Consider the following 24,157-nt stretch of genomic DNA (forward strand, 5'->3'; position numbering starts at 1 on the left):
GAGCCGATGGTACTTCGCGGGAAACCGCGCGGGAGAGTAGGTCGCTGCCGGATTCTTTTTGAGAAACCCCCGGTGTCCCTCGTGGACACCGGGGGTTTTCCGTTTTGGGGCGCGTGGGGTTTCCGCGCGTCACCGCGGGCGTTGGGCCAGGCGCCGCGTGCGCAGCCGGCGCACGCCCCCCACTGTCAGCAAGGCCGCCGTCGTGGCCAGCACCAGCAGGTGCTCGGCTCGCGCGGCCCCTTTCGCCACCGCGTCCACGCTGTGCGAGAAGGCGTACCCCAGTGCCACCACCAGCGGGGCGCTGAGGCACAGCGCCAACCCGTCCCACAGCAGGAAGTCGCGCAGCCGCATGCCATGCACCGCGGCCATGATGAACACCGCCCCGCGCAGCACCGCGAGAAAGCGCCCCACGAAGATGCAGCGCCCATCGTGGCGCGCGGAGATCTGGGCCAGTCGCTCGAGGCGTTCCGGCGGCAGGAGCTTCTTCATCCGTGGATGCTCGTACAGCGCTGGTTCCAACCTTCGGTCGCTGAGGGAATCAGGCACTTCTTCATCCGTGGCTGTTCGGGCTGTGCGAGCCCCGATCTTCGGTCGTTGAGGGAGTCAGGAACTCCTTCACCCGAGGATGCTCGTACAGCTCGGGCCCAACCTTCGGTCGTTGAGGGAGTCAGGCGCTTCTTCATCCGTGGCTGTTCGGGCTGCGCGAGCCCCAATTTTCGGGCGGTGAGCAAACGTCTTGTGCGTCCGCGGAGCACTCCGGCGATCGCGCCTGCGAGCGCCAAGGCCAGGGAATGGCATGCTGGGCGCGCCGATGTTTGGCGACATTCGCGGCAGTTTCGCTAGCGGGCAGACGCTCTGGTTTGCGCTCCCGCTCGTTTGCATCGGGGGCCGCCGCCAGTTGAAGTAGCCGTGCCCCCTTCGGTCCAGGGCATGTGGCGCCTGGGGCGCCTGGTGAGTCTCAGCCACACACTCTGCCCAATGCCGAGGACTGCACAGGAAGGTGCGGCGCTTCTCGGGAGGGCGTTTGGGGCGCTGAGGTGTCGACGGTCCTCCATTCGTCGCCCCTGCGTTGGGTGGCTTGGAGTGCGAGGCCCGTATGCACTCCTTCGCCTTGGCTCTGGTTCCAGAGGCCTCGATGGCAAATGCGCCAGCGGCGGGGCGGGAGCGTCGCCAGCGGCTGGGCTGTCCGTGCGCGGGAAATGGAGGCGCCTCGTAGGCCCGGTGAAAACCCAGCCGGGAGAGCTTCGACTTCAGCGACGCCAGGTGGCAGGTACGCCCGGTCCCGCTGCCGCCGGATCATGGATCACTCCGCTTGGGGGCCCCAGGCAGGGGGCGCTCCGACCTGCTGATACAGGCGACATGCGCCTACCCGCGACAGCGCTCCAACAGACCTCTGAGCCCCCCTCTGCGCGCCTGCCGCCGCGCGTTGTGGAGCATGACATTTCCGTGGCGAGGTCCGGATGGTGCTCGGAGGGCTCAAGCTACCGGATTCGTTGGGGTTTCAGGCTGCTGTGCATGTTTGACTCGCCGTCCGCGCTGCGACTAGAGTCCAGGTTTCCGCCCGGTCTGCGCACCGCCTGTCGCGGTGCGCGCCTCCCGGTGCCGGGCCGCTCCACGAGATGAAGAAGCCGACCCTCTTTGGGAAGTACCTGCTCCTCGAGCGCATCAACGTCGGCGGCATGGCGGAGGTGTTCATCGCGAAGGCCTTCGGCGTCGAGGGCTTCGAGCGCATCCTGGCCATCAAGAAGATCCTCCCCACGATGGCGGAGGACGAAGAGTTCATCACGATGTTCATCGACGAGGCGCGGATCAGCGTTCAGCTGAACCACGCCAACGTCGTGCACATCAACGAACTCGGGAAGTACGACGACACCTACTTCATCGCCATGGAGTACGTCGCCGGACGAGACGTCCGGACCATGTTGGAGCGCTACCGGCGTCGCAAGGAGATCATGCCCACCGCCCAAGCGGTGTTCATCGCCTCCAAGATCTGCGACGGCCTGGACTACGCGCACCGGAAGAAGGACGCCCGCGGGCAGGACCTCCACATCATCCACCGCGACGTGTCGCCCCAGAACATCCTCATTTCCTATGAGGGTGAGGTCAAGGTCATCGACTTCGGTATCGCCAAGGCGGCGAACCGTTCGCAGAAGACGCAGGCGGGCATCCTCAAGGGCAAGTTCGGGTACATGAGCCCGGAGCAGGTCCGGGGTATGCCTATCGACCGGCGCAGCGACATCTTCGCCGTGGGCGTGCTGCTGTACGAGATGCTCACGGGCGAGAAGCTCTTCGTCGGCGAGTCGGACTTCTCCACCCTGGAGAAGGTGCGCAACGCGGAGGTTCCGCTCCCCAGCGAGTTCAACCCGAGCATCCCGCAGGGCCTGGAGAAGGTGGTCCTCAAGGCGCTCACGCGCGAACCCGAGGACCGCTACCAGTGGGCGTCCGACATGGCCGAGGACCTGATGCGGTTCCTCCTGGCCGGTGACGCCATCTACTCGGCCAAGCACCTCTCCAGTTACATGAAGGAGGCGTTCGCCGAGGACATGCTCCGCGAGGCGGAGAAGATGGAGCGCTATGCCGGTATCGAGCGCCCCGACCAGATCGAGGCCTCGGGCATCACGGTGGCTCCCGGGTTCAACCGGCAGGCGGCGCGGCGTGCGCCCCCTCCAGCCGTGGTGGTGACGGGAACGCCCGCGGGCCGTGCGTCCACCTCGCCGGCGCAGCCTGTCCAGGACTACATCCCGCCTCCCACCGCCGAGGAGCTCGAGGATATGGGCGTCGGCGCGGGCGACAAGACGCAGATTGTCGACTCGTCGCATGCGTTCATGTCTCCCGAAACCCGCGTTGCCGACAGCAGCGTCGTGGTGGACGACAGCATCACGGGCCGGACGGAGAACCCCATCCAGGACCATGGGACGTCCGGTTCCTACAACTCCTTGCGCGCCCCCGCGCCCGATACGTCCTCACGCAAGGGCAAGAGTGGCCCCAAGGCGCAGGTCGTCATCAGCAACGAGGAAGGCGAGGCCTACTCGGGCGCCACGATGATTGGCCCCGCGCCGTCCGCGCCGCCGACGCGCTCGCGCGGCTCGTCTCCCTCGCTGGACGAAGAGACGGGCAGCAGGCCAGTCCCCGTGGCGGGCCGCGGCCGGGGAGGAAAGCGCGCTCCCGAGCCCGAGGAGGATCCGTCTGACTACGAGCAGCCGCCCGAGGACGACAGTGGCGCCGGCTACGACGCTCAGGACGACTACGGTGACGAGGGTCACCCGCACGACGACCTGAACGAGCCCGAGGAAGAGGTGACGGGCTCGGTTCCCCTCCCTCCGGAGGAGGCGCCTCCACCCGCGAAGGCCACTGTGCCCGCGAAGGCGAAGGCGAAGGCGAAGACGAAGGTCCCCGCCAAGGCGAAGCCCGCGCTCAACCTCAAGACGCTGCCGAAGCCGGTGCTGTTCGCTGCCGCCGCGGCCATCGTGCTGTTGCTCGTCGTCGGCGTGGTGATGGCCACCAGGCCGTCCACGGGCGAGGTCACCTTCATGGTGTCCCCGTCCAACCCTTCCGCGCGCATCCAGCTGAATGGCCAGGAGGTTCAGCTCAACACGCTGCTGGCACTCCCGGCAGGGCAGTACCGGGTCACTGCGAGCGCTCCGGGGCAGCAGAGCGCGGCCAAGACGGTGGATGTCGTCGCCGGAAGCAGAATCGTCGTTTCGCTTCCGCTGGAAGCTGATCCGCAGGCGGCCCCGCCGCCCGAGAACAAGCCGCCGGTGGCACCGCCGACGAACCCGGGCGTCGTCATTGCCGCGGGGACCACCGAGCCCGCCGCTCCCGCGGAGGCTCCGGGCGGCGACGAGGCACCTGAGAACGCGCCTGTCGACAATGGGCAGACGCCGCCTCCCGCCACGGATCCGGCTCCCGCGCCCGTCCAGGTCGCAGCTGTCTTCAAGGGTGATGACGGCGCGGAGATCGCCGTGAATGGCGAGCGCCTGGGGCGGATTCCAGACGCGCGCATGGCGAACCTGGAGGTGGGGAAGACCTACGCGTTCACGGCGAAGCTCGCGGGCTACAAGCCGTACTCCGGTGAGTTCAAGGCGGACGGCAGCAGCCAGCAGGTCACGGTCGCGTTCGAGATGACGAAGGAGCCGCAGCCCGAGCCCACCGTGGCCAACGTGCGGCCGCCGCCCCAGGCTGCGCCCAAGCCTCCACCTGCCCCCAAGCCGCCGAGGGCCCCCAAGGTGATGGGCAAGTTCGCCTGCAGCACAAAGCCGGCGGGCGCGGACATCTACGTCGATGGGAAGAAGACGAATCGCCAGACACCGGTGACACTTGGCAGTCCGTTGATGCTACCGGTGGGCAAGCGGAAGATTTCGTTCAAGCTCAACGGCAAGACGACCAAGCCCGTGGTGGTCGACATCACGGAAGACAATGTAGCCAAGCTGGTCAATGTTCCCATCGAGTGAGAAGGCGGGCATCCGATGCCCCCTTCGATTGTTGACCGAAGTGGGGCATGGGCGCGTTATGACGCCTCGCCCGCGAGCAATTTAGAGGTGATGCGCCATGCAAACGACGCCCATCCGGGCCAAGCCTGAGGCTGGCCCCGCTGAACAGCCTTTTACGTATCCCCACCGCCGGGAGTTCATCGAGCCCGATTGGCGGCGGATTCCTGGCTTCAAGGACGTGTCCGCCGCCGACTGGGAGAACTCCGTCTGGCAGCGCAAGCACACCATCAAGAACCTCAAGGAACTCAAGGCAACGCTGGGGGCTCTGCTCCCGGATGACCTGGCTGAGAGCATGGAGCGCGACCAGCGCGAGCGGGCGACCATGTCGCTGCTCGTGCCTCCGCAGATGCTCAACACCATGAACCTTGAGGACCTGTGGCGTGACCCGGTGCGTCGTTACATGCTCCCGGCCTACGCGGACCGCCTCACGGAGTGGACCAACCATCCCAAGGCCAGCCGTGACAGTCTTCACGAGCAGGACATGTGGGTGGTGGAGGGCTTGACGCACCGGTATCCCACCAAGGTGCTGGCGGAGATGCTGCCGACCTGCCCGCAGTACTGTGGTCACTGCACGCGCATGGACCTGGTGGGCAATGACGTGCCGCAGGTCAGCAAACACAAGTTTGGCATCGGGCCCAAGGACCGCTACGCGCAGATGCTCGACTATCTGCGTCGCACGCCGACGGTGCGCGACGTGGTGGTGTCGGGTGGCGACATCGCGAACCTGCCCATCCAGCAGCTCGAGCCGTTCGTCAGCTCGCTGATGGACATCCCGAACATCCGGGACATCCGCCTGGCCAGCAAGGGGCTGATGGCCATCCCGCAGCACTTCCTCCAGGACTCCGTCCTCCAGGGGCTGGACCGGCTGGCGAAGAAGGCCGTCGAGCGCGGCGTGGACCTGGCGCTGCACACGCACGTCAATCACGCGCAGCAGCTCACCCCGCTGGTGGGCAAGGCCGTGCGCAAGCTGCTGGACATGGGCTTCCGTGACGTGCGCAACCAGGGCGTGCTGCTGCGCGGTGTGAATGACAGCCCGCAGGCGCTGCTGGACCTGTGCTTCACGCTGCTCGACCACGCGAAGATCCTGCCGTACTACTTCTACATGTGCGACATGATCCCCAACAGCGAGCATTGGCGGCTGTCGGTGGCTCAGGCGCAGCAGTTGCAGCACGACATCATGGGCTACATGCCGGGCTTCGCCACGCCGCGCATCGTCTGTGACGTGCCCTTCGTCGGGAAGCGCTGGGTCCACCAGGTGGCGGAGTATGACCGCGAGCGCGGCATCTCGTACTGGACCAAGAACTACCGGACCGGCATCGAACTGAACGATGCGGACGCGCTCAGCCGGAAGTACGAATACTTCGACCCCATCGACCAGCTGTCCGAGGCGGGTCAGGCCTGGTGGCGGGAGCAGCAGAAGGCGGCGTAATGGATACCTCAGTGCTTCCGGCGGGTCTCCCGCCGGAGCCGGCGGCCGCTCGCGCGTCGCTCAGCGCCGAAGGGCGCAAACGGCTGTTTCCCAACGCCACGGACGCGGAGTGGGCGGACTGGCGTTGGCAGCAGCGGCATGCGGTGCGAGGCCTGGAGCAGCTGGAGCGGTACGTCCCGCTGACCTCCAACGAGCGCGCGGGCGTGCAGGAAACGTCCGCGCTGTTCCGCATCGGCATCAGTCCGTACTACCTGTCCCTCATCGACCCGGAGCATCCGTTCTGCCCGGTGCGCATGCAGTCCATCCCGGTGAGGGCCGAGGCGCGCGTCCGTCCGGGCGAGCTCGCGGATCCGCTGGGTGAGGACAAGACGCGCCCGGAGGAGTGCATCGTCCACAAGTATCCGGACCGGGTGCTCTTCCTCGCGCTGGATACGTGCTCCGTCTATTGCCGTCACTGCACGCGGCGGCGCATCACGCAGGGCGGGGTGGCGGAGCTCTCCAAGGAACAGCTCCGCCGGGGCGTGGACTATGTCCGGCGCCATCCCGAGGTGCGCGACGTCCTCATCTCCGGCGGGGACCCGTTCATGCTCAGCGACTCCCGGCTGGAGGAGCTGCTCGCGCCGCTCAGCGAGATTCCCCACGTCGAGATGATTCGCATCGGCACGCGCGTCCCCGTGTGTCTGCCCATGCGCGTCACCGACGCCCTGGCGAAGACGCTCCGGCGCTACGCGCCCGTCTTCGTCGTCACGCACTTCAATCATCCGAAGGAAGTGACGCCCGAGGCGCGCGAGGCCTGCGAGCGGCTGGTGGACCACGGCGTGCCCGTGGAGAACCAGGCCGTGTTGATGCGGCAGCTCAACTCCGACGCGCGCATCATCAAGGAGCTGTCGCACCTGCTGCTGCGCAGCCGCGTGCGGCCGTACTACCTGCACCAGATGGACGTCGCCGAGGGCTGCGAGCACCTGCGCACGCCCATCGCCAAGGGGCTGGAAATCATCCAGCAGCTCCGGGGCTACACCACTGGCCTCGCCGTGCCGCACCTCGCGGTGGACCTGCCGGGGGGCGGTGGGAAGGTGACGCTCCAGCCCGATTACGCCGTCGAGTACGGCGCGCAGGAGACGGTGTTCCGCAACTACAAGGGCGAGCGCTTCACGTACCCGGAACCCGAGGAGACGGACTGCACCTGCCCGTATGACGGCGTGTGGCAGGAGCGGGCCCCGCGCTACGGCTACCGCAAGGGCTGAGCCGCGTGCGCGGTGGGGGTTCGCCACCGCGCGCCTGTCGTTCAGAAGAGGCCTACTGCGGCAGTTCGGCGTCCTTCGGTACGCCGACGTCGATGGCCGGCTCCGCGCCCTCCATGGCCTCCAGCTCCACCGGATCCTGGTCGCTGAAGCCCTGCTGGACGTGGACCTCTTCCGGGGCGGCCGCGGCCGCGGGCTTCTTCGCGGCCTTGGCGGCCTCCTCCAGCCGCTGGTCCTCCGCCTTCGCGCGGGCGTTGTCCTCTGGCGACATGCGCGCCTCGTAACGCGCGAAGTCCTTGCCCGACACGCCGTGCTTCTCCAGCACCGACGCCGAGGCGGCCTTCTGCTTGTCGATGGCCTCCCGGCGCTCCGCGGTGCTCATCTCCGACGACTTGCGGTTGCCGTACTCCGCGTTGACCTCGGCCAGGGCCTGGGCCTCGTCGCGGCGGATTTTCGCCACCTTCTCCGGAGTCAGCTCCGTGCTGTCGGCGGCGAGGGCCTGCCCTGGAATGACGAGCCACGAGGCGACCAGGAGCAGGGCAGAGCGGGGGGACATGGCGGGACGACCTCGTTCAGGACAGCGGGAACCGTCGCAGTCTAAACACGGAGCCTGCTTCTGTGCACCCGGGCCGTGCCGCTCAGGGCCCGCACCGCGCGCAGACATTCCGGGCAGTAGCGCATTGCTCCTGTCCCTGGGCACAGCGGGGCGGCAGGTCGTCCCGGTCCGGATGGCGCGCCACGAGCGCGCACAGCGACTCCGCCAGCTCGCAAGTCTGCGTTCCCACCGAACAGCGGTCCGCGCACGTCGCGTCGTCCAGGGCATCGCGCGTCCGAAGCTCCTCGAGCCGCAGGGACAGCGAGTCGATGGCCGCGTCGTCGTTGCCCGCGACGCGGGCGTCCACCTGCTTCGCGCAGGCCGTGAGCAGCACGCAGGCCAGCAACATCCGTGGAAGGGCGCGCATGGTCGCCTCCCTTATGTGTCCGCGGCCCCTGGCGTCCAGCGGCGCCGGCCCGCGGTGTCGTTCCTTCAGGGACGGGCTGGCGTGGTGTGCACCGGTGGACGTTGGCGGGGCGCCGAAGGGCCTCAGGGCTTCGACAGGTACAGCCAGGCCGTCATCGCCAGCAGCAAGGCCACCGCGAGCCGCCGCAGCCACTCCTCGCGGCGACGCTGGGGCGACGCGCGGGCCTCCCGCTCCGCTGTTTCCAAGCCTGTGGCGACCTGGGGCGCCAGCGTCTGGAGCTCTCGGCACGTCTCCACCACCGGAGCCAGCGCGGCGGGGAACTTCGCGTCCTGGCGCTCGAGCGCGTCCGCGAGCATCCGTGCCCAGGCGGCTTCCTCGTCCTCACTGGCGGGCTCGCGGGCGGGGGCGCCCCGGTGCAGGGCCAGTGCGATGGCGGCCCTCAGCAGCAGCACGGAGAAGGCTTGGGCGGGGATGCCGTAGTGCGTCGCGCAGGCTTCCCGCGAGCGGCCCTCCACCAACCGGAGGGTGAGCATCGCGGAGGGACGGGGCTCCAGCTCGCGCAGGGCGGTGATGAAGGTCGTGGCGAAGGCAGGGCGCGGAGGTGACGTCACGGGTGAGCCATCCTCTCCCATCCGCCGGACGTTTTCTTGAGGCGAGCACCCACGCCTCTACACTTCGGGGCCATGTTGCGACCTGTTGCACTCGTCCTGCTCCTGCTGGTCCCTTCGGGCGTGCTCGCCGTGGAGACCCTGCGCATCTCCATCGAGGACGCGGGCAGCGAGGTACGCATCAGCGGCCGGGGGCTGGCCTCCGGTCCCGACAGCGAGGAGGCCACTTTCGCCCCCATCGCCTCGGGACATGCGAACGTCCGCCGCAAGGGGGGCCGCATCGAGGTCAACGGCACACCCGTGGAGGGCGACTCCGTCCGTTTCCGCGCAGGCATGTCGGAGGCCTCGGCCGCGCCTGGCACCGAGCCGCTCAAGGCGGGCGCGGCGCAGGTCCGCGGCGATGTGGTGGTGCGCCTGCACCGCAGTGGGCTGCAGCTCATCAACGTCATTCCCTTGGAGGACTACCTCGCCGCCGTGCTGGGCAGCGAGATGCCCGTGTCGTTTCCCCCGGAGGCCCTCAAGGCCCAGGCGGTGGCCGCCCGGACGTATGCGCTCCAGAAGAAGCTGGATGCCTACAGCAACGCGTTCCACCTGGGCAGCAGCGTGCTCCATCAAGTCTATGGCGGCGTCAACCGCGAGGACCCTCGCACCAAGGCCGCCGTCGAGGCCACGCGGGGACAGGTGCTCACGTACGAGCTGGCGCCCATCGAGGCGTACTTCCATGCCTCGTGTGGCGGCCGGACGGAGTCGGGGCTCGATGCCTTGCAGCGCGACCTGCCGTACCTCCGGCCCGTCGACTGCCCCTGCGGAAAGCTCCCCGCCAGCCGCTGGACGGCGACGCTCTCCGACGCGGACATCAAGGCGGCGCTTCGCCACCCGGCCCAGGGGCTCAAGGTGGCGGCCCGCACGCGGACGCGCCGGGTGACGCGCGTCACCCTGGCGGACGGCGCCTCCATGGACGGCGTGGAGCTGCGCCGCAAGCTTGGCTACACCCGGCTCAAGAGCCTGGACTTCGAGGTGGAACGCACCGAGCGCGGTTACGTGTTCACCGGTCGCGGCTATGGCCACGGGGCGGGCCTGTGTCAGTGGGGCGCCAAGGCGCTCGCCGACAAAGGCCGGGAGTACCGGGAGATCCTCTCCCACTACTACCCCGGGGCCGAGCTGCAGCAGCTCTACTGACGCCTCCCGCGTCCGGCGCGCTTTCCGCGACGGCGTGGGGGCTGCTACAAGCGCCACCCCCGTGTCGTCCCGTCTCTCTGATTACGATTTCGCGCTGCCCGAATCCCAGATCGCCCAGGCTCCCCTGGCCGAGCGGGACGCGTCGCGCTTGATGATCATCAGCCGCTCCAGCGGCACCTGGTCTCACCGCCGGTTCGCAGACCTCCAGGAGCTCCTGCGCCCCGGGGACCTGCTCGTCCTCAACGACGCCCGCGTCATCCCCGCGCGCCTGCTGGGCCAGAAGGCCGGCACCGGTGGCCGCGTGGAGCTGCTCGTCGTGCGCCCGGCCGCCCAGAACACGCTGACCTCGGCGGCGCTCGGGGCGGCCCCCGAGTCGCTCGACTGGGTCTGTCTGGGGCAGGCCTCCAAGGGGCTCAAGCCCGGACAGCGCGTGACGTTCGCCAGCGGCCTGGAGGCCGAAATCCAGGAGGCGCTGGGAGGAGGGGAGTACCGCGTGCGGTTCCACGCGCCCCCGGGCGCCTCGCTGGCCGCGCTGCTGGACGCGGCGGGCCGCCTGCCGCTGCCGCCCTACATCACCCGGGAGCCGGACGCCGCGGACGCGGAGCGCTACCAGACCGTGTACGCGCGCGCCTCCGGAGCCGTGGCCGCGCCCACCGCGGGCCTGCACTTCACCCAGGAGACCCTGGCCGCCCTGGAGGCGCGTGGCGTGCACCGGGCGCTGGTGACGCTGGACGTGGGGCCGGGCACCTTCCTGCCGGTGCGTGAGGACGACCTGGACAAGCACCACATGCACCCGGAGCGCTACACCGTTCCGGAGGCCACCGCGAAGGCCATCAACGCGGCGCGCGCGGAAGGCCGGCGCGTGGTGGCGGTGGGGACCACCGTGGTGCGCACCCTGGAGTCCGCCACCGACCCGGAGACGGGGCGGCTGCGCGCGGGCCCCGGCGAGACGACCCTCTTCATCCGTCCCGGGTTCGCCTTCCGTCAGGTGGACCTGCTGCTCACCAACTTCCACCTGCCGCGTTCGACGCTGGTGGTGCTGGTGAGCGCGCTGCTCGGACGGGAGCGCACGCTGGAGGCCTACGCGGAGGCGGTCCGCGCGGGCTACCGATTCTTCAGTTACGGCGACGCCATGCTGGTGTCGGAGTGAACGCCATGGGCGAGCAGCAGGAAGCGAAGCAGTCAGGTGGCAAGGGCGACACCCGCGTGGAGCCGGGGATGGTCCGCTTCGAGCTCCTTCACGAGGACGCGTCGGGAACGAAGGCCCGCCGGGGGCGTCTGCACACGCCGCACGGCCCCGTGGAGACACCCATCTTCATGCCCGTGGGCACCGTGGGCAGCGTCAAGGGCGTGGGGCCGGACGACCTGCTCACGCTGGACGCGCAGATCATCCTCGGCAACACCTACCACCTGATGCTGCGCCCCGGCGAAGCGCTGGTGGGGGAGATGGGCGGCCTGCACCGCTTCGTGTCGTGGAACCGGCCCATGCTCACCGACAGCGGCGGGTTCCAGGTGTTCAGCCTGTCCGAGAAGCGCAAAATCACCGAGGAGGGCGCCGCCTTCCAGTCGCACCTGGACGGCGCGCGGCACTTCCTCACGCCCGAGCGCTCCATCGACATCCAGGAGACGCTGGGCGCCGACGTCATCATGGCCTTCGACGAGTGCCCGCCCTCCACCGAGAACAGGGCCTACCTGGAGGCGTCGCTGGCCCGCACCACCCGCTGGCTGCACCGGTGCGTGAAGGCCTGGAGCCGGGAGCGCTCGTCGCTGTTCGGCATCGTCCAGGGCGGCCTGCACGAGGATTTGCGCAAGCGCCACGCCGAGGAGGTGTGCGCGGTGGACCTGCCCGGCTACGCGCTGGGCGGCTACTCCGTGGGCGAGGCCCCGGAGGCCATGCATGACGGCGTGGCCTACTCCGCGCCCCTGCTGCCCCGCGACAAGCCGCGCTACCTGATGGGCGTGGGCACGCCCGTGGACCTGGTCACCTGCGTGGAGCACGGGGTGGACATGTTCGACTGCGTCCTGCCCACCCGGTGCGCGCGCAACGGCCTGCTCTTCACCTCGGAGGGCAAGGTCGTCATCCGGAACGCGGCCTACGCCAGGGACAACCGGCCGGTGGACCCCGCGTGCTCCTGCTACACCTGCCGCAATTTCAGCAGGGCCTATCTCCGGCACCTCTTCGCCGCCCAGGAACTGTTGGCCATGCGGCTCAACACGATTCACAACCTCCACTACTTCCTGGGACTGATGGCAGAAGTCCGGCGCGCGGTGGCAGAGGACCGGTTCGCCACCTTTGCCCGGGAATTCCGTGCCCGTGCCAAGGCGCAGGAGGCCGAACGGACCCGCGGTCGCTGACCGGGCGGATGGATTGCCCGGCTTCCCGCGTTCACTTGCTCACATGGGCCCCCCTTGCTAAGAGGGCCCCCTTTCGGATGGTTTCCTCGAACAAAATCGGGGGCCTTCCATCCCAAGCTTTCCTCAACCGACGAGGCAGTGTGTGGCTGAGAGCTTTCTGATTCTGGCGCAGGCCGGTGGTGGCAATCCCCTGGGCACCCTGGGCTTCCTGGTCATCCTGGTGGGCATCATGTACTTCGTGATGATCCGCCCGCAGCAGAAGCAGTTGAAGGAGCACCGTGCGCTCCTCTCCGCGCTGAAGAAGGGTGATGAGGTCGTCACTTCCGGGGGCATCCTCGGGAAGATCCACCTCGTGGATGAGCGCACCGTGACGCTGGAGGTCTCCAGCGGCGTGCGCATCCGCGTGCTCAAGACGGCCATCAGCGCCAAGGGCGCGGTGGCGGAAGGCACGCCCGCGGCCCCCGCGACGGCGGCCGGAGAGAAGAAGGAGGAGAAGTGATGGACCGCGGCTGGTGGTGGAAGTTCGGACTCATCGTCGCGGTGACGCTGGGCAGCATCTGGTTCCTCATCCCGACCTATTACTCGCTCGTCGTTCTCGACCGGGACCAGCGCAACAACCTGGCCGTGCTCGAGGAGCGGATGCCCAGCTGGGCGCCTCCCGCGAAGTACCGCCTGAACCTGGGGCTGGACCTCCAGGGCGGCATCCACATGGTGATGCGGGTGGACACCAAGACGGCGCTCCAGAAGCGGACCGAGCGCCGCGCGCAGCAGATTGTCAATTACGTCAATGACAAGAAGCTGGGCGAGGTGACGGCGGACACGGATCCGGAGAAGCTCGAGGTCACCCTGACGGCGAAGGACCCGGGGACCATGGACGCCATCCAGAAGGAGGTCCTGGCCACCTTCACTGACTTCAAGGAAGTCAGCCGCGGCGGCGCCTCGCTGACGCTGGTGCAGGACGAGAGCCAGGCCAACGTCTTCCGGACGGAAGCGGTGGACCAGGCGATGCTCGTCATCCGCCGCCGCATCGACAAGTGGGGCGTGGCGGAAGTGGACGTGCGCAAGCTGGGCGCCGACTCCATCCAGATTTCGCTGCCGGGCCGCAGCAACCCGGAGCAGGCGAAGGAGCTGGTGGGAACCACCGCGCAGCTCGAGTTCCGGATGGTGGATGACTCCAACCCGCAGTTCTTCGCGCAGCTGCTCCAGGCCACCCCGCCGCCGGCTGGCAGCGACATCACGCTGACGACGGAGGGCGGCTTCCCGCAGCTCCAGGCCCCCACGCGTGAGGCCATCACCGAGTACACGAAGGACAAGGTGCCGGAGAACCGGGTGGTGCTCACCGAGTGCATCGCCAACCCGGTGAAGAAGAACGAGTGCACCTCGTACCGCTCCTACCTGCTGGACAAGAACGTGCCGCTGACCGGCGAGAGCCTGGCGAGCGCGGACGCGAACATCAGCCAGCTCAACGAGCCGGAGGTGAACATCTCCTTCGACCCCGCGGGCGCGCGCGAGTTCGAGCGGCTGACCGAGCAGGGCGTGGGCCGCCGCATGGCCATCGTGCTGGATGAGAACGTCCAGACGGCGCCGAACATCAACGAGAAGATCAGCGGCGGTTCGGCCCGCATCACCATGGGCCGCATGGGTGGCCGCACCTTCGAGGAGTGGCTGGGCGAGGCCCAGACGCTGGCGCTGGTGCTCAAGGCCGGCGCGCTGCCTGCTCCTGTGACGGTGGGCGAGATTCGTCAGGTGGGCGCCAGCCTGGGTGACGAGCTCATCCGGAAGGGTGGCCTGGCGGCGGTGCTGGGCCTGGGCCTGGTCATCCTCTTCATGGCCGTCTACTACAAGGCCTCCGGCCTCATCGCGGACCTCGCGCTGTTGCTCAACGGCCTGCTCATCCTGGCGGGACTGGCCTTCTTCAACGCCACGCTGACGCTGCCGGGCATCGCCGGCTTCGTGCTGACGCTGGGTGTGGCGGTGGATGCCAACGTGCTCATCAACGAGCGCATCCGCGAGGAACTGGGGCATGGCAAGTCGGCCCGGGCGGCGGTGGACCAGGGCTACGACCGGGCCTTCTGGACCATCTTCGACTCGCACGTGACGGCGCTCATCTCCGCCTTCATCCTGTTCTTCACGGGAACCGGTCCGGTGCGAGGCTTCGCCACCACGCTCATCATCGGCCTGCTGGCGTCGCTGTTCACGTCCATCACGGTGACGCGAGTCATCATGACCTACTTCGTCCACGGTCGTAACGCGAAGGTCGTCTCCGTCTGACCGGCCGGAGTCCGGGAACCGTCATGCAGATCTTCAAGAACAAGACGAACATCGACTTCATCAGCAAGCGCAAGCCCGCGCTGTTTCTCTCCACGCTGCTGAACCTGGCGATCATCGTCGGCATCGCCGCCTTCGGCTTCAACTTCGGCGTGGACTTCGCGGGTGGCACGGTGGTGGAGGTGAAGTTCGACCACCCCATCACCGCCGAGGAGGTCCGCGAGCGCGCGGACAAGGGCGGCCTGCCGGACGTCAGCGTGCAGAACATCGGCGCGGCGGAGGAGAACACCTTCCTGCTCCGCATGGGCGGCGTCACGCAGCTCAACGAGGAGAGCGGTGCCAAGGGCAAGGAGGCCCTGGAGGCGCTGGGGGGCGTGCGCAACGTCTACTCGGACCTGCCCAACGGCATCATCCGCTTCCGCGCGGCGCAGCCCATGGACTCCGACACCGTCAAGAAGGCGGTGGAGTCGGCGGGCATCGGCGTGCAGGAAGTGCGTGACCTGGGCGAGGCCCAGGGCGGCACGGGCTACGACTACCAGGTGGTGGCCAGCGGCATGGCGGACCGTGTGTTCGCCGCGCTCAACGCCGGACTGGAGAAGCCGGACTTCGAGCAGCGCCGCGTGGACTACGTCGGTCCGCAGGTGGGCAAGCAGCTGCGCAACCGCGGCGTCATGGCCCTGCTGTACTCGATGGTCGCCATCCTCATCTACGTGGCGTTCCGGTTCGACTTCAAGTTCGGTCCGGGCGCGCTCTTGTCCATGGTCCATGACGTCATCATGGTGGCGGGCTACTACCTGGTGAGCCGGCGCGAGTTCAACCTGACGGCCATCGCGGCGCTGCTGACGGTGGTCGGCTACTCCGTCAACGACACCATCGTCATCTACGACCGCATCCGCGAGGACATGGCCAAGTTCAAGGGCAAGCCCTTCGCGGAGGTCATCAACATCGCCATCAACGACACGCTGGGCCGCACCATCATCACTTCCGGCACCACGGCGCTGTCGCTCATCGGTCTGCTCATCTTCGGCGTGGGCGAAATCTTCGACTTCGCCATGGCGATGTTGGTGGGCATCGTGGTCGGTGTGTACTCGACCATCTACATCGCCAGCCCGCTGACCATCTGGCTGGACGAGCGCGCCGCGGCGAAGGAAGCCCGTCTGCGCGCCAGCGGCAACGTGGACCACCAGCAGCCGAACGCAGCGTGAGCCACCCGCACCTGAGGCCTTCCTTCCGTTGAGGAAGGCCTCAGGCGATGGACACCGACAGGGCCCTCTTCCTTCACGGGAAGCAGGGCCCTCGGTGTTTCAGGGGGCCTGTCAGAAGCGCGCGCCCAGCGTGAGCGAGGCGTCCAGCAGGCCACCGTTGGCGTCCTCCACGGCCCCGTCCGCCCAGCCTTCGCTGAGGAGGACGCGGTACGTGGTCCGGATGCCCGCCGTGAGCGCGCCGCGGTTGAACTCCACGCCCGCGGCCAGGGGTACCTCCGGCGTCGTGTCCGACTGGTAGAGGTCCTCCACCGGGCCGCGGACGTTCATGTGGGAGACGCCCAGGCCCGCGCCGACGAAGGGCCGGACGGTGGTGAGGAAGGGCGGTGACACCTTCACCAGCGTGCTGCCGCCCTGCCGGACGAGCGAGGGCTGCTCCAGCAGGCGGCTGTCGGTGAGGCCGTTGCGTGAGCCCTCGTAGCCCACCTCGAAGCCGAGGAAGGTGGTGGGCTGGATGTTGAGCGTCACACCCCAGGCCGGGCCCGTGCTCGTCAGGTCGCCCAGGCCTCCGGTGTAGTCGCCCACGCCACCGCGGAGGAACACATTCAGGTCACCGCGTTTGCCGTCGCGCCGCTCCTGCGCGGCCGCCGAACCCGCGGTGCCCAGCGTGGCGAATGCCAGGGCCAGCGTGGCGGCCCGGATACCTCTTGGATGCATGCTCGACCTCACTGTTTTCGGGTGTGCGTTTGAACCTGCTCACCGGCGACCGACCGTGCGTGAACCAGCGTGCCACCACACGTGCGCTTGTCTGAACGCCTGTGCAGGAGGGGAAGTGTCGGGCTCAAGGTTGGACTGTCCTGGTCAGACGTCTGAGGTACTGTCGCTTTCGTAGCCAATTCATCCCGCCAACTCCCCTCGGAGAAGGCGAGGAGGAGCGTCGAGCGTGCGGTGGTTGCTTCCAGATGTGGTCGAGCAGGAAGTGGCGTCCCTCGCGGGGGAGTTGTCACTGCACCCGCTCGCGGCGAAGGTGCTCCTGCACCGTGGCTACCGCACCCCTGAGTCCGCCTCGGCGTTCCTGTCGGACCGGTTGGCGGACCTGCCGGACCCGTTCCGCATGAAGGGGATGCCGGGGGCGGTGGACCGCATCATCCGGGCGATTCGTTCGCGGGAGAAGGTGACGCTCTACGGTGACTACGACGTGGACGGCGTCTGCTCCACGTCGCTGCTGTACCTCTTCATGAAGGAGCTGGGCGCGCCGCCCGCGACGTACATTCCCCACCGGCTGGACGAAGGCTACGGCCTCAACGTCGGCGCGGTGGAGCGCATCGCCGCGGAGGGCACGCGGGTGCTGGTGACGCTGGACTGCGGCATCACCTCGGTGGCGGAAATCACTCGCGCCAAGGAGCTGGGCCTGGACGTGCTGGTGGTGGACCACCACACCGTGCCGCCCACGCTGCCGCCCGCGGTGGCGGTGCTCAATCCGCACCAGCCTGGCTGCGAGTACCCGACGAAGGCGCTGTGCGCCGCGGGCGTGGCCTTCAACTTCTGCATGGGCATCCGCAAGCGCCTGCGCGACGAGGGCTTCTTCGCCACCCGGAAGGAGCCCAACCTCCGGTCCATGATGGACCTGGTGGCGCTGGCCACGGTGGCGGACGTGGTGCCGCTCACCGGCGCCAACCGCATCCTGGTGACGCACGGCCTCCAGGAGCTGAGCGCGGGCCGCCGGCCGGGCGTGCGGGCCTTGAAGGAAGTGGCGGGCATGGACCCGGACGCCTCCGTCACCGCGGGGCAGGTGGGTTTCCGCCTGGGGCCCCGCATCAACGCGGCGGGCCGGCTGCATGACGCCTCGCTGGGACTTCAACTGCTGTGCTCGGAGTCCCCGGACACGGCGCGCTCACTGGCCGCGGTGTTGGATCGCGCCAACGCGGAGCGCCAGGGCATCGAGAGCAGCATCCTCACGCAGGCGCTGGCCCAGGCGGAGTCGCTGAAGGACGCGCGCGGCCTGGTGCTGTACGACGAAGGCTGGCACCCAGGCGTCATCGGCATCGTCGCCTCGCGCGTGGTGGAGCGCTTCTACCGGCCCACTGTCATGGTGGGGGTGAAGGACGGCGTGGGGAAGGGCTCGGCGCGCAGCATCGAGGCCTTCCACCTCCATGACGCGCTCAGTGGCTGTGCGGAGCTGCTGACGCGCTTCGGCGGCCACAAGCACGCCGCGGGGCTCACCATCGACGCGGAGCGGCTGCCCGCCTTCCGGGAGGCTTTTGAGAAGATTGCCTACCAGCGCCTCACGCCGGAGGACCTCATCCCCCGGTGCCGCGTGGACGCGGTGGTGAATCCCAACGAGCTGGACGCTCACGCCGTTGAGTCGCTCCAGCGGCTGGGCCCCTTCGGGCAGGGCAATCCGGAGCCCGTGCTGGTGCTGCGCCGGCAAGTGGCTCGCCCGCGAGTGCTGCAGCCCAAGTCCGGCACCGGCAGCGGCCATCTCAAGCTGGCCCTGGCGGACGCACCGGAGCTGGACGCCATCGGCTTCAACATGGCGGACCGGGCCACGCTGGTGGATGGCCCGGTGGACCTGGCGTTTCAGGCCGGCTTCGACACGTTCCGAGGCCAGCGCAAGCTGTCTCTGCGGCTCAAGGACCTGCGCGTGGCCGCCTAGCGGCTGCGGCGCTCAGGCAATGCCCCAGCGGACGCGGCCCGGCGTCATCAGCGCGCCGACGCGGGCCAGCTCGTTGAAGCGGAAGCGCTCCGCCTGCCTTTCGAAGGCGTGGCGGCACCGCTCCGAGCAGAAGAAGTAACGGCGCTTCTTGTACTCGGCGGTGGGACGGCCCTCGGGTGTGTCCAAGGCCTTCCCACATACGGGGTCCAAGTGCTGTCCCTGTCCCTGCGCGTTCTTCATCGCTCGCCTCCCAGCCCCCAGGGGAACCCAGGTTCCCATCCCGGTGGAAATAGGAGCACACGGCGTGCCAGTCCCAACTCCTTGAAGTCGCAAGGAGGGGGTACGGGCGAAGAGGGGAGGTGGTGGAAAAAACTTCATGGCCGCCCGCCGGATGCAGCGCGGCGAGCGGCCGGTGAAGGCGACTTCAGAAGGCGGTGCCGAGGCTGCCGCCCAGGAAGAAGTCGTTGTGGTAGCCCCGGCGGTAGCCCATGGCCTCCAGCCGGAAGGCGAGGCGGAAGTTACCGGAGGAGGTCAGCCGGGGCCGGCCACGGAAGCCCACGCCGTACTGAAGCAGCGGCTTGCTGCCGCTCACCTTGGTCTCCACCGTGTCGATGGTGATGGTCGACGACGTGTACGCGATGCCGCCACCCGCCTGGGCGAAGAAGCCGAAGTCGGACTTGCCGAGCTTCAGCTCATAGGCCGGGGCAATGGTGAAGTAGTGGAGGTGCGTCTTGCCCTGGATGAAGTCGGTGCCGTCGCTGGTGCCGCCAAACGTCCAGCGCACGTCGGCCCAGAGGGCCTCGCGAAGCGATTCGTTGTCGAGGATGCGGCCGTACTCCCACGTGGCGCGCACGCCCAGGCCCAGGCGCGTCTCCGCGGCCCGGCCGCGCGGGCTGTCCAGGAAGAGGGCGCCGGTGATGAACTCCATGGCCACGCCCAGGTTCGGGTCGTCGAGCCCGGAGAGGGGTTTGAAGCCGTCCTCGCCGTCGTCGTACTCCTGCTCGGAGACGCGGCGGAAGTCGTCCGCCTCGTCCACCTTGGGGCGGACGCCGTCATAGGAGTCGGAGGCGTCGTTGGCGGGCTCCTCGTCCGGGTAGGCGTAGGGGTCGTCCTCGTCCTGGGCCAGGGCGGGAGCGGACAGGGCGAGGCTGCCCAGGGCGCAACGCAAGAGCCACGTCTTCACGGAAGCAGTCCTCATGCTCACAGGTCCAGGCGGGGGCAGGTGGTGCCACCCGCGGTGCTGGGCGGGCACATGTTGGGGTCGTTGCCGACGAGCTGCTCGCGCGGAATCTGGAGGTGGTCCATCAGCTCGTTGCAGACGGCCTCCTTCAGGCGCAGGTCGGTGATGTGGGTGATGATGGCGCTGGCGGCCACGGCCAGGGTGAAGCGGGACTGGTCCGCCAGCGTGGCGCGCGCCAGCTGGTAGAGGCCGGGCGTCGTCGTGCTCTCGTCGTTGTACGAGGCGACGATGGCGCGCAGCAGCACGTCGCGCTGACCAGTGGCCTCGCCGGCCTGGTAGAGCGCGCTGGCGAGCAGCGTGCCCACCCGGTACTCGTTGCCGCTGAACGCGCTCAGGTTCTGGTTGTACAACTGGTTCAGCAGGGACGCGTCCATGCAGCGGTCCACGCGGGCCAGGTCCCGGTCCTCGGTGACTTGCCCGTACAGGTTGCCGTGGAAGGACGTGGAGAAGAAGCGCGAGTCACAGCCCTTGCCGCCCTGGGTCGTCTGGCAGGTGGCGCCGTACGCGTGGTAGTCCGCGAGCCCCTCGTCGAAGGACTTGAGGATGTTGGCGCCCGGGCTGGCGCCGGCTTGCTGCCACAGCGTGAGCGCCTCCGGGAACTGCTGGCCGTTGTAGGCCTTCAGGTTGAAGACGCGGTGCGCGTATTCGTGGGCGATGACGCCGGCGTTGATGGCCAGCGGGGCGCGCTGGAGCTTGTCGAAGGGCAGCACCAGGAACGACTCCAGTACGGAGAAGTACATGGCGTTGTCGCTCATCGGGTCCTTGTCCACGTCCGCGAGCACGAACTCCGGGAAGTAGTACGTGGTGACGGGGTCCTTGAAGTCCGCAGCGGGGATGTTGCCCACGACGCGGAAGTAATCGTAGGCGCGCTCCATGCTGTAGTACGCCGTCACCATGTTCCAGGTGTGGAAGTCCGCCGGCCAGAGGACGCCGCCCTGGGAGATGTAGTTGGCGCTGACGTCACGGCCGGCGTTCTTGAGCAGCGCGTTGGCGTAGCCCTCCGGCGTGGTGGCGTTGTTCAGGTCCGGGTCCTGGGAGTCGATGACGATGCGCGCGCCTCCCTGGAGGTCGGCCACCGTGCCCTTGAGGCCGACGATGTCGGAGATGGTCTTCAGCTCCACCTCCTGGGGGACGTACTGGCCATTGCTGGAGAGCACCAGGGCACTGACCTTGACGGGCGCGGTCGAATCGGGCGCACAGCTGGCGGCCAGTCCGAGCGCGGCGGTCGAGGCGATGACTGTTCGGAGCATGCCGCCGTTTTACTCCGGACCGCCCGGAACGTGTATTCCCCCCGGCCGCCACATTCGCGAGCACGGCGGCCGGCCGGCCGGTGCGCCCGGGCTCGCGGGCGGCTTTGGAACCCGGAATCCGCACTGATTCCGACGGTTTGAGGCGGACCCGGGGCGCTCGGACTCCTTGACGCGTCGTTTCCGCGATCCGTATGGTGCTTCGCCTTCTCCCCCCTTCGAATCCAGCAGGCGGTGCCATGGCAGTCCCGTTCATCTCCGAGGTCAAGCGTACCCACACTTGCGGTCAGCTCACCGCGACCAACGTCGGCGAGGAAGTCGTCCTCTTCGGCTGGGTGCACAACCGCCGAGACCACGGCGGCGCGGTGTTCATCGACCTGCGAGATCGGGATGGCCTCACGCAGGTGGTGTTCGAGCCGGACCACGCGGAGGCGCACGCGCTCGCCGGCAGCCTCCGGCTGGAGTACTGCGTGGGCGTGCGCGGCAAGGTCGTTTCGCGCGGGAAGAACGTGAACCCGAAGATGAAGACGGGTGAAATCGAGGTCCGGGCCAGCGACCTCACCATCTTCAACCGTTCGGAGCCGACGCCGTTCCCCGTCGAGGACAGCATCGACACGTCCGAGGAGAAGCGCCTGGCCCACCGCTTCCTGGACCTGCGCCGCGCGCCGCTCCAGCACTCGCTGATGACGCGCTCGAAGATGAACGCGCTGACGCGCTCGTACATGGTGGGCAACGGGTTCCTGGAGCTGGAGACGCCCTTCATGGGCAAGTACACGCCGGGCGGCGCGCGCAACTTCCTGGTCCCCAGCCGTCTCAACGCGGGCAAGTTCTACGCGCTGGCGGAGAGCCCGCAGCTCTACAAGCAGCTGTTCATGGTGGCGGGCTTCGACCGGTACTTCCAGATCGTCAAGTGCTTCCGCGACGAGGACCTGCGCGTGGACCGGCAGCCGGAGTTCACGCAGATCGACGTGGAGATGAGCTTCGTCACCCAGGACGACATCTTCACGATGATTGAGGGACTGCTGAAGAAGCTGTGGGGCGAGGTGCTGGGCATCGACATCCCCACGCCCTTCATGCGGATGGACTTCTACGAGTCCATGGCCAAGTACGGCAACGACAAGCCGGACCTGCGCTTCGGGCTGGAGCACGTGGTGCTCACCGACCTGATTCGCGAGCACGGCGAGGGCGGCGGCGTCCCGATGATTTGGGAGGCGGTGCAGAACAAGGGCATCGTCAAGGCGATGGTCGTCCCCGCGGAGAAGGCGATGAGCCGCGCGGAGAGCGACAAGCTGGAGGAGTTCGCCAAGCAGGCGGGCGCCAAGGGCCTGGCCCGCGCGAAGGTGGCGGAGGGGGGCGAGTGGACGCAGTCCCCGCTGTCCAAGACGATCAGCCCCGCGCTGCGGCAGGCCATCAACCAGGCCGTGGGCGCGAAGACGGGCGACCTCCTCCTGTTCCAGTTCGGCAAGGAGGCGCTGGTCCACACGGTGATGGCCAACCTGCGCGTGCACGTGGCCAAGAAGCTGGGCCTGATTCCGGAGTACGGCAGCGGCGGCCAGTGGAAGTTCCTGTGGGTCGTGAACCCGCCGCTGTTCGAGTACGACGACGAGACGAACACCTGGGCGGCGGCGCACCACGCCTTCACGCGTCCGCACGACGAGGACGTGGCCTACCTGCTCACGGACCCGGGCCGGGTGAAGTGCCACCGCTACGACGTGGTGCTCAACGGCTTCGAGATTGGCGGCGGCTCCATCCGTCTGCATGACCCGAAGGTGCAGGCGGAGGTGTTCAAGGCGCTGGGCATCAGCGACGAGGACGCGCGCGCCAAGTTCGGCTTCCTGCTGGACGCGCTGAAGTTCGGCGCTCCGCCGCACGGCGGCATCGCGCTGGGCATGGACCGGCTGGCCATGCTGCTCACGGGCGCCGAGTCCCTGCGCGACGTCATTCCGTTCCCGAAGTCGAAGACGGGCACCGACCTGATGACGGGCGCCCCCGGCGACGTGGATGACCGGCAGCTGCGTGAGATTCACGTGCGGCCGGTGCCCGTGGCGCCCAAGGCCTAGTCCGTCAGACGCGAGCCCTCGCTCGCGCGGTCCCGCCACCCCTTTTGACGCGGGGTGGCGGCGGGCCCGCCGTGCCCTGAACATGGCCACGGAGTGGAGTGCCGGTGCGCAACCGCGTAAACAGGGAGGGCCAAGGGAGGGGTAGGGCCAGATGAAGACGTTCCTCGTGGTCAATCCGCGCAGCGCCAACGGGCAGACGGGAAAGCGCTGGGCGGAGATTTCCGCGCAGGTCGGCAGGGCGCTGGGCGACTTCGGCCACGGCTTCACCCAGGGTGGCATGGACGCGGCGCGCATCACCCGCCAGGCGCTCCTGGACGGGTACGAGTGCATCGTCGCGGTGGGTGGCGACGGCACGCTCAACGAAGTCACCAACGGCTTCTTCGAGGACGGCAAGGCGCTGAATCCGAACGCGGCGCTGGGGCTGATTCCCCGGGGCACGGGTGGCGACTTCCGGCGCACCTTCGGGTGGGACCTGGAGCTGGCCTCGTCGTTGGAGCGGCTGCGCTCCGGCACGACAGAGCCGTTCGACGTGGGCCAGCTGGAGTTCATCGACCACGCGGGCCAGCCCGCCACGCGCTACTTCGCCAACATCGCCTCGTTCGGTGTGAGCGCGGTGGTGGCCCAGGAGGTCAACCAGAGCAGCAAGGCCCTGGGCGGCCACCTGAGCTTCATGTGGGGCACGCTGAAGGGGCTGGTGAAGTACTCAGAGCGGCAGGTGCGGCTGTCGGTGGACGGGGGCCCGGAAGAGGTGGTGAGTGTCACCGCGGTGGCCGTGGCCAACGGCCGTTACTTCGGCAGCGGCATGTTCGTCGCGCCGGACGCCGTCACCCACGACGGCCTCTTCGACGTCACCATCTGGTCCAACTACAGCCTGAGCGACTTCATCCTCAAGTCGAAGGGCGTCTACAACGGCTCGCACGTGAACTGGAAGGGCACCCGGCGCCTGCGCTGCCGCACCCTGCGCGCCGAGCCCGTGGACGGCGGCGACGTCTTCCTGGACGTGGATGGCGAGACGCCGGGCCGCCTCCCGTGCACCATGACGCTGCTGCCCGGGGCCATCCGCCTCAAGGTGCTGTAGCGCTCACGCGCCCCGATTCGTCGCCCGGTCGCCTGTCGAGCGACATGGCACTTGGGACGTGGGGCTGGACTGAGGCAACCTCCTGCATCCCGTGGCGTCCGGCGTTAGGTGCGCTGGACGCTCGGCACCGTGCCCGCGGTGC

20 protein-coding genes are annotated in these 24,157 nt (G+C 68.5%); 12 read left to right on the plus strand and 8 right to left on the minus strand.

Features of this window, described 5'->3' with window-relative positions:
• Window positions 1–129 precede the first annotated feature (129 nt).
• On the minus strand, window positions 130–489 hold the full coding sequence (locus FMP39_RS38225) for a DedA family protein (protein ID WP_141593616.1): 360 nt from the start codon (window positions 487–489) through the stop codon (window positions 130–132).
• A gap of 1,130 nt (window positions 490–1,619) precedes the next feature.
• Between FMP39_RS38225 and FMP39_RS30555 the strand changes: the two genes are divergently transcribed.
• The 3 genes from FMP39_RS30555 to FMP39_RS30565 all read left to right on the plus strand — a co-directional run bounded on the left by FMP39_RS30555 (window position 1,620) and on the right by FMP39_RS30565 (window position 7,163).
• Window positions 1,620–4,451, plus strand: a complete 2,832-nt coding sequence (locus tag FMP39_RS30555) for a serine/threonine-protein kinase (RefSeq protein ID WP_141593617.1) — start codon at window positions 1,620–1,622, stop codon at window positions 4,449–4,451.
• Between the two features lie 97 nt (window positions 4,452–4,548).
• Window positions 4,549–5,919 carry a KamA family radical SAM protein gene (locus tag FMP39_RS30560; protein ID WP_141593618.1) on the plus strand — a complete coding sequence of 457 codons (1,371 nt, stop codon included), beginning with the start codon at window positions 4,549–4,551 and terminating at the stop codon, window positions 5,917–5,919.
• Complete coding sequence (locus tag FMP39_RS30565; RefSeq protein ID WP_090494357.1) at window positions 5,919–7,163, plus strand: KamA family radical SAM protein; 1,245 nt, start codon at window positions 5,919–5,921, stop codon at window positions 7,161–7,163. Before FMP39_RS30560 ends, FMP39_RS30565 begins: the two co-directional genes overlap by 1 nt.
• 52 nt (window positions 7,164–7,215) lie before the next feature.
• Here FMP39_RS30565 and FMP39_RS30570 read toward each other — a convergent pair whose 3' ends face one another.
• From FMP39_RS30570 to FMP39_RS30580, 3 genes are all read right to left on the minus strand, one after another.
• The gene (locus tag FMP39_RS30570; RefSeq protein WP_141593619.1) at window positions 7,216–7,716 is read right to left on the minus strand and encodes a hypothetical protein; all 501 of its coding nucleotides are present in this window, start codon (window positions 7,714–7,716) and stop codon (window positions 7,216–7,218) included.
• Window positions 7,717–7,798: 82 nt separating this feature from the next.
• Complete coding sequence (locus FMP39_RS30575; RefSeq protein WP_228558474.1) at window positions 7,799–8,122, minus strand: hypothetical protein; 324 nt, start codon at window positions 8,120–8,122, stop codon at window positions 7,799–7,801.
• A gap of 122 nt (window positions 8,123–8,244) precedes the next feature.
• Window positions 8,245–8,733: a hypothetical protein gene (locus FMP39_RS30580; RefSeq protein ID WP_228558475.1), complete on the minus strand. Its 489-nt coding sequence runs from the start codon at window positions 8,731–8,733 to the stop codon at window positions 8,245–8,247.
• A gap of 72 nt (window positions 8,734–8,805) precedes the next feature.
• Between FMP39_RS30580 and FMP39_RS30585 the strand changes: the two genes are divergently transcribed.
• From FMP39_RS30585 to secF, 6 genes are all read left to right on the plus strand, one after another.
• Complete coding sequence (locus FMP39_RS30585) at window positions 8,806–9,909, plus strand: SpoIID/LytB domain-containing protein (RefSeq protein ID WP_141593621.1); 1,104 nt, start codon at window positions 8,806–8,808, stop codon at window positions 9,907–9,909.
• A 61-nt stretch (window positions 9,910–9,970) separates the two neighbouring features.
• The gene (queA, locus tag FMP39_RS30590; RefSeq protein WP_194858626.1) at window positions 9,971–11,059 is read left to right on the plus strand and encodes a tRNA preQ1(34) S-adenosylmethionine ribosyltransferase-isomerase QueA; all 1,089 of its coding nucleotides are present in this window, start codon (window positions 9,971–9,973) and stop codon (window positions 11,057–11,059) included.
• A gap of 5 nt (window positions 11,060–11,064) precedes the next feature.
• Window positions 11,065–12,264 carry a tRNA guanosine(34) transglycosylase Tgt gene (tgt, locus tag FMP39_RS30595; RefSeq protein ID WP_090494346.1) on the plus strand — a complete coding sequence of 400 codons (1,200 nt, stop codon included), beginning with the start codon at window positions 11,065–11,067 and terminating at the stop codon, window positions 12,262–12,264.
• 142 nt (window positions 12,265–12,406) lie between these two features.
• On the plus strand, window positions 12,407–12,763 hold the full coding sequence (yajC, locus tag FMP39_RS30600) for a preprotein translocase subunit YajC (protein ID WP_090494344.1): 357 nt from the start codon (window positions 12,407–12,409) through the stop codon (window positions 12,761–12,763).
• Window positions 12,763–14,535, plus strand: coding sequence for a protein translocase subunit SecD (secD, locus tag FMP39_RS30605; protein ID WP_141593623.1), 1,773 nt, complete (start codon window positions 12,763–12,765; stop codon window positions 14,533–14,535). The genes yajC and secD overlap by 1 nt, the downstream gene beginning before the upstream one ends.
• Window positions 14,536–14,558: 23 nt before the next feature.
• Window positions 14,559–15,737 carry a protein translocase subunit SecF gene (gene secF / locus FMP39_RS30610; RefSeq protein ID WP_141593624.1) on the plus strand — a complete coding sequence of 393 codons (1,179 nt, stop codon included), beginning with the start codon at window positions 14,559–14,561 and terminating at the stop codon, window positions 15,735–15,737.
• Window positions 15,738–15,848: 111 nt separating this feature from the next.
• Here secF and FMP39_RS30615 read toward each other — a convergent pair whose 3' ends face one another.
• Window positions 15,849–16,451 (minus strand): hypothetical protein, encoded by a 603-nt coding sequence (locus tag FMP39_RS30615; RefSeq protein WP_194858627.1) that lies wholly within the window; start codon window positions 16,449–16,451, stop codon window positions 15,849–15,851.
• Window positions 16,452–16,677: 226 nt separating this feature from the next.
• Between FMP39_RS30615 and recJ the strand changes: the two genes are divergently transcribed.
• Window positions 16,678–18,390: a single-stranded-DNA-specific exonuclease RecJ gene (gene recJ / locus FMP39_RS30620; RefSeq protein ID WP_141593626.1), complete on the plus strand. Its 1,713-nt coding sequence runs from the start codon at window positions 16,678–16,680 to the stop codon at window positions 18,388–18,390.
• Window positions 18,391–18,402: 12 nt separating this feature from the next.
• Here recJ and FMP39_RS30625 read toward each other — a convergent pair whose 3' ends face one another.
• The 3 genes from FMP39_RS30625 to FMP39_RS30635 all read right to left on the minus strand — a co-directional run bounded on the left by FMP39_RS30625 (window position 18,403) and on the right by FMP39_RS30635 (window position 20,880).
• Window positions 18,403–18,630 (minus strand): YHS domain-containing protein, encoded by a 228-nt coding sequence (locus FMP39_RS30625; RefSeq protein ID WP_141593627.1) that lies wholly within the window; start codon window positions 18,628–18,630, stop codon window positions 18,403–18,405.
• 184 nt (window positions 18,631–18,814) lie between these two features.
• Window positions 18,815–19,573, minus strand: a complete 759-nt coding sequence (locus FMP39_RS30630; RefSeq protein WP_141593638.1) for a hypothetical protein — start codon at window positions 19,571–19,573, stop codon at window positions 18,815–18,817.
• Between the two features lie 17 nt (window positions 19,574–19,590).
• Window positions 19,591–20,880 (minus strand): hypothetical protein, encoded by a 1,290-nt coding sequence (locus FMP39_RS30635; protein ID WP_141593628.1) that lies wholly within the window; start codon window positions 20,878–20,880, stop codon window positions 19,591–19,593.
• A gap of 236 nt (window positions 20,881–21,116) precedes the next feature.
• Here FMP39_RS30635 and aspS point away from each other — a divergent pair, with 236 nt between their 5' ends.
• Together aspS and FMP39_RS30645 are read left to right on the plus strand one after the other, a co-directional pair.
• Window positions 21,117–22,937, plus strand: coding sequence for an aspartate--tRNA ligase (aspS, locus tag FMP39_RS30640; RefSeq protein WP_141593629.1), 1,821 nt, complete (start codon window positions 21,117–21,119; stop codon window positions 22,935–22,937).
• 151 nt (window positions 22,938–23,088) lie between these two features.
• Window positions 23,089–24,015, plus strand: a complete 927-nt coding sequence (locus FMP39_RS30645; protein ID WP_141593630.1) for a diacylglycerol kinase family protein — start codon at window positions 23,089–23,091, stop codon at window positions 24,013–24,015.
• The last annotated feature ends 142 nt before the right edge of the window (window positions 24,016–24,157 follow it).

The organism is Myxococcus sp. AB056, assembly GCF_006547365.1.
Lineage (GTDB): Bacteria > Myxococcota > Myxococcia > Myxococcales > Myxococcaceae > Myxococcus > Myxococcus virescens.